The 4,744-nt window shown below is 69.2% G+C and carries 1 protein-coding gene; it reads left to right on the top strand.

Annotation, left to right across the window (positions count from 1 at the left end; translation table 11 throughout):
- Window positions 1–14 precede the first annotated feature (14 nt).
- Window positions 15–4,744, top strand: a 4,730-nt coding sequence (locus SNE206_RS39685) for a hypothetical protein (protein ID WP_407918459.1), incomplete at its 3' end; no start/stop codon positions are given.

Genomic DNA, 4,744 nt, shown 5'->3' with positions numbered 1-4,744 from the left:
AGTTCTACCGGGAGGTGATCGCGCCGAAGGCACTGGCGGACGGCCGGCTGCTGGTGTTCGTCGGGTGTGACGTGAACAGCGTGGTGGCCGGAGGCCGCCCGGCGGCGGAGGTGATCCGGGAGCTGGCACCGGGGCTGCACCTGGTGAGCGCGGACGCCCCGGTGTTCACCATGCCGAACGGTTCGGTGCTGACCTTGCGCTACACCTTCGACGGGAACGGGCTGCCACAGCCGGAAAGCTGGGAAGCGGGTCGGTTCACCCTGATGCCGGCCGGTGGCGGCGAACCGATCGAGCTCGGACCGAATCTGCTGGCGGCGTTGCGGGAGCAGATCCCGGCGGTGCTCGGCGCGAGCGGCTACGAGGTCGGCGTGGACCGGATGGTGACCACCCCGGGCGAGCTGGTGCGGTGGATGCCCAGGAAGAAATCGAGCGGGACCGCATCGAGCCAGCCCACAACCACGCCACAACCCGCCGGATCGGCGGTCCGGGACGAGGACATCTGGGTCAGCTTCGGCGAACCGGCTCAGGTTCGGGCGCACATCAGGACGTTCGAGTTGAAGGTGAGCACCGATCGGTTCTCGGGCCTGACGACGGCATGGTTGTCCGGTGGCCACCAGCTGGATGCCGTGGGGCGGATCGCGGTACGGGACGGTGGTTCCCAGCGGTGGGTGCGCGTGGTTTCCGAGTCGCGAACGGAACCCCTGTCGAACGGTGTGGTCGATGCGGTGGCGGAGTACCGGCCACTGGTGGGGCAGCCGGTGACGAAGCTGAGCAGCTTCTTCCCGGCGCATCTGACCTGGGCACAGATTCGGAACAGCGCGGCGCAGGCGTACCGGAACGCGGTCCGGGCGGGCGAGGCGAACCTTGCGGGCGGTTTCAACTCGGCGCAGGCCGGTGTGGACTCGCTGCTCAGAAAGTTCCTGGGGACGGACGTGCACGGGAACTGGCTTGCAGGCTTCACGGTGGCCGGAGAGATCAAGTCGGTGTTCCCGGTCAACCGCGAGCCCGCCGCCGCTCGGACGGCCGCGCCGAACCCGTGGATACAGACGGTCATGGCTTCCGCCGCGCCGGTTCAGCAGCCGATCGCCCTGGAACGGTCGCTGGTGGCGGAGCCGGCGGCGCTGTCGCAAGAGGTACCTGTAGTCGTCGCTTCGTCCGACGTGTCGGTGGCGGTGGTGCAACCGGTTGCTGGTGTGGTGCTGCCGGAGATCGTGTGGCAGCCGAGGGCGGGCGCGGGACAGGTCACGGCGAGGGTGGGTGAGTTGTGGGAGCTCGGCCGGCGGGCGGTGGCCGCGGGCTCGCTGTCGTTCGGCAAGTTGCTCAGTGAGGTGGCCGATGCGCTGGCGCGTGCGCGGCGGCTGGCGAAGGGCCAGCAGGGGGTGCTGGTGGAGTCGCTGCTGACGCTGGAGGCGGTGGTGTCGGCGGAGCGGCTGGCGTCGGTCGCGGCGTCCGGCAAGCTTGTCGGCATCGCGGATGTCGACGCGGCGCTGGGGGCGCTTCGCGCAGCGATAGAGGCACAGCTGCTGACCGGGACGGACCTCCGGCAGCACACGGACGATGTGGTGCGGGCGCTGGCCGGTCTGCAGGAGCTCAGCGCGGACTGGGCGGGAGCGGAAGCCTGGCCGGTGCGGTTCAGCCGATGGCTGGCGATTCTGCACAGCGGGATGACGGTGGCGCTCCACAAGGCTTCGGTACCCCGCAGTGTGTACGACCAGCATCTGCAGGTCCTGGTGACGAGCGGCATCGCGCTGCTGGAGGCCGGGGAGCTGTCGGTGGACGGCCTCTCGGCGGAACTCGGCAGGCTTTCGCTGAAGTCCCGGCACGAGACCGAGCAGCGGATGTGGCTGAGCGACATCCGGTACGCGATCGGCTCGGCCGGATCGGCAACGGCGGTCGAGGCCGTACGGCAGCGGCTGGACCACTTGGCCGAGGAACAGCAGCGGCTCACCAATGGACAGGCGAAGCCCGGAAGGCAGCAGCGTGCGTCGGGCACGGACGACCGGGCCTCGGTGTGGGCGCGGGAGACGGGCGAGCGGATCGAGGCGGTCCGCCGGGACATCGAGCAGTTGGGCGTCCGGTTCCCGAAGATGAAGACGCCGCTGGCCGAACTGCGGAGCGCCGGTCATGTCCTGGAGCTGCGACGGCAGGCCTGGCACGCGCGTGAGCTCGGCTACGTGCCCTACAAGCAGGCGGTGGCCTTCGCAAGCCTGGCGGTCGACTGTGCGAAGACGGTGTCGCCGAAGGCCGCTGCCCTGGCGAAGGAGGGCTTCACCGCAGTCCGGACGATGGCTTCGTTCGTGCAACACGCCGACGACCCGGAGTCGGACACCTACGAGGCCGACTGGCAGACCGTGACGGCAAGGCTAAGGGCCGCCGAAGCCGAGTTCCTCGCCGCTCAGGGCGGCCCCCGGGCGGCACACGTCCGGATAGCCCATTTCGCCTTCCACAACAACATGTGTGCCATAACCATCCGGCGGGCTCTCCGGAAGAACGAAGTGGAGACCTATCTCGGAGAGGCGGCCGCAGTACGGAAGGGAGCCGAGCGGAGCACCGATCCGAGTGCTGCCCGCGTGACGTGTGCGGTCGTCGACGGTGGTGTGAGTGACGTTCGTTGGGCGATGGCCGTCACCGCCCTCGGCGGGGTGACGGCACAGCAGGCCGAGGATCGGGTCGTTCAGCTGACCGGGGATCTGGCGCGCGAGCGAGTGGTGACCGGCGTGACATCGCCGTACTGGCTGATGCTGATGATTGCCCAAGCTGAGCAGCTGCGGCATTTGAGCCCGAACCCCGAAGCCTTTACGGCGAGAATCAGAGAAGGAGCGCTGAGGTTGGTTCGTGAGGTTCAGGCGGAGTTCTTCAAGCCGTCGTTCGCTCATGTGGCGATGGTGAATGCAACCTCCGACGAACCTAATGCGAGGGTGTCGGCACAGTTGGAGACGGTGGCGAGTGCATGGGTGGAGTTGGTGCGGTTCGGGTTTGCGGATGTGGCGGTGGTGCGGGAGAGGGTGGCGCGGACGGGTGTGTTCGGGCATCTGGCGGATGCTTTCCGGCTGCCGGAGTTGGGTGAACATGTACAGCGGTTGTTCGAGTTGCACCTGAGGGTGGTGGCGGGTCCGCAGCGGGTGTCGGAGGGGAAGAAGTGGCGGGACTCGATTCTCGACGGGATCGGTCAGGTGGTGCGGGGCCGTAAGGGCAAGCATCCGGGTGATGTGGCGCCGCCGGCGCGGTATGCGGGTGTGGTGCTGGATGCGTTGGTGGAGGCGGCGGGCAGGCAGGTCCCGGCCCCCGGGGCGGACTTCGAGGATGAGGTGCGCGGGGTGCGGGCTGCGCTGCAGAAGCTGTCGGCGGAGTGGTCGTATCCGGTGGACCTTGTGGTGCAGAGGCCGGCCCGGGTGCCGCGTGAGCCGGTGCCGCTGTCGGACGAGGCGCTGGCGGAGGTCTCGGGGGCGGTCGACCGGTTGGCGGCGATGGTGCCGCTGGTCTTCGACGGGGCGCTCGACCTGGCCGACTACACCACTGCGGCCCACCAGGTGGCCCGACTGGTCGCCCGTCAGGCGGACCTGGGTCTGGTGCTTCGGGCCGTCGTCCTGGCGCTGCTCGGCGACCGGCCCCTCGACCCGGTCCCGCTCCAGCGAACGATGGAGGCACTGCTCGCCTTCAGCAGTGGCGGCACCGACCCCGGCGTGGACACCGTGGCACTGGCGGAGGACCTCGGGGGCATCGTCCATGAAGCACTGAAGAACACCACCCTGGTGACCGCACGATTCACCAACGCCCTGCAACTGGCGAAGAGCGAACGGGAGTGGTACGCGTCCGGCTACGGCGGTATGGCACCTGCCAAGATGGCGGCGCTGCTCGGCGGCAGCCAAGTCCACGAAACCTTCAGCGCGCTTTCCCAGAGGATCAAATCGCTGACAACGGACGGGACACTGGCCGTCGCAGGAGGACTTCTGCCGCCCGACCTCCTGCGTACGCGGCTCTCCGAGATTCCCCGCATCGGGTCGGTGCTGGCTGCCACGGACCGCGCCCAGCTGGACGGGGAAGCCCAGCTCGCAGCAGTGAAGTACCAGGTGGAGATGGCCGGCACCAACCCCGTGACCGAACGGGTGTTTGCGCAGTCGCTCAACGAGCTGGCCGAGGCGGTCCTCGTGCTGAACGCCCGGCCCGCTCCGGCGGCCGCCACGGCCATGGACACCCACCGCACGACCGTTCCCGCGGTGATGGCGCGGATCGCGTTCAATATCGAGTTCGGCGGCCTCGGCACCCTGCCGCGCCGCGCCGCGCTGATGGCACTGCAGGAGGAGGTCGGCTATCGCAGCGCCCTCATGGACAACGAGCCGGCGGAGGCGGCCCGGCGGTTCGGCCGCTGGCTGGGGCTGCTGGAGCATGCCGGATTCGACGCGTACCGCATCGCGCCCGATGTCATCCGGTGGTCCTTCGTCCGGCTCCTGGACGCCAAGGTGCCGACCGGCTTCGAGGAGCGGGTCGGGCTGCTGGCGGCCCGGCTCGCCTCACCCGACACACCGATCGCCGAACTTCAGCCACTGGACACCGCCGCGAGGAGGACGCTGTGGCTGTCCCTGCTCGACACCGACATCGCCTTCCGGCGCAATCCGGCGCTGCAGAGTGATGGTGTGGAGATCGGTGTTGGGGTGGTGGAGGTGGTGGAGCGGCTGGCGGCGCGTCGGGTGCCGTCGGTCGTGAGTGGGACGGGTCCGTCGGTGGGGTTGGAGGACTTCCGGAA

Source organism: Kitasatospora sp. NE20-6 (assembly GCF_045862635.1).
This window is presented reverse-complemented; position numbering and strand designations above follow the sequence as displayed.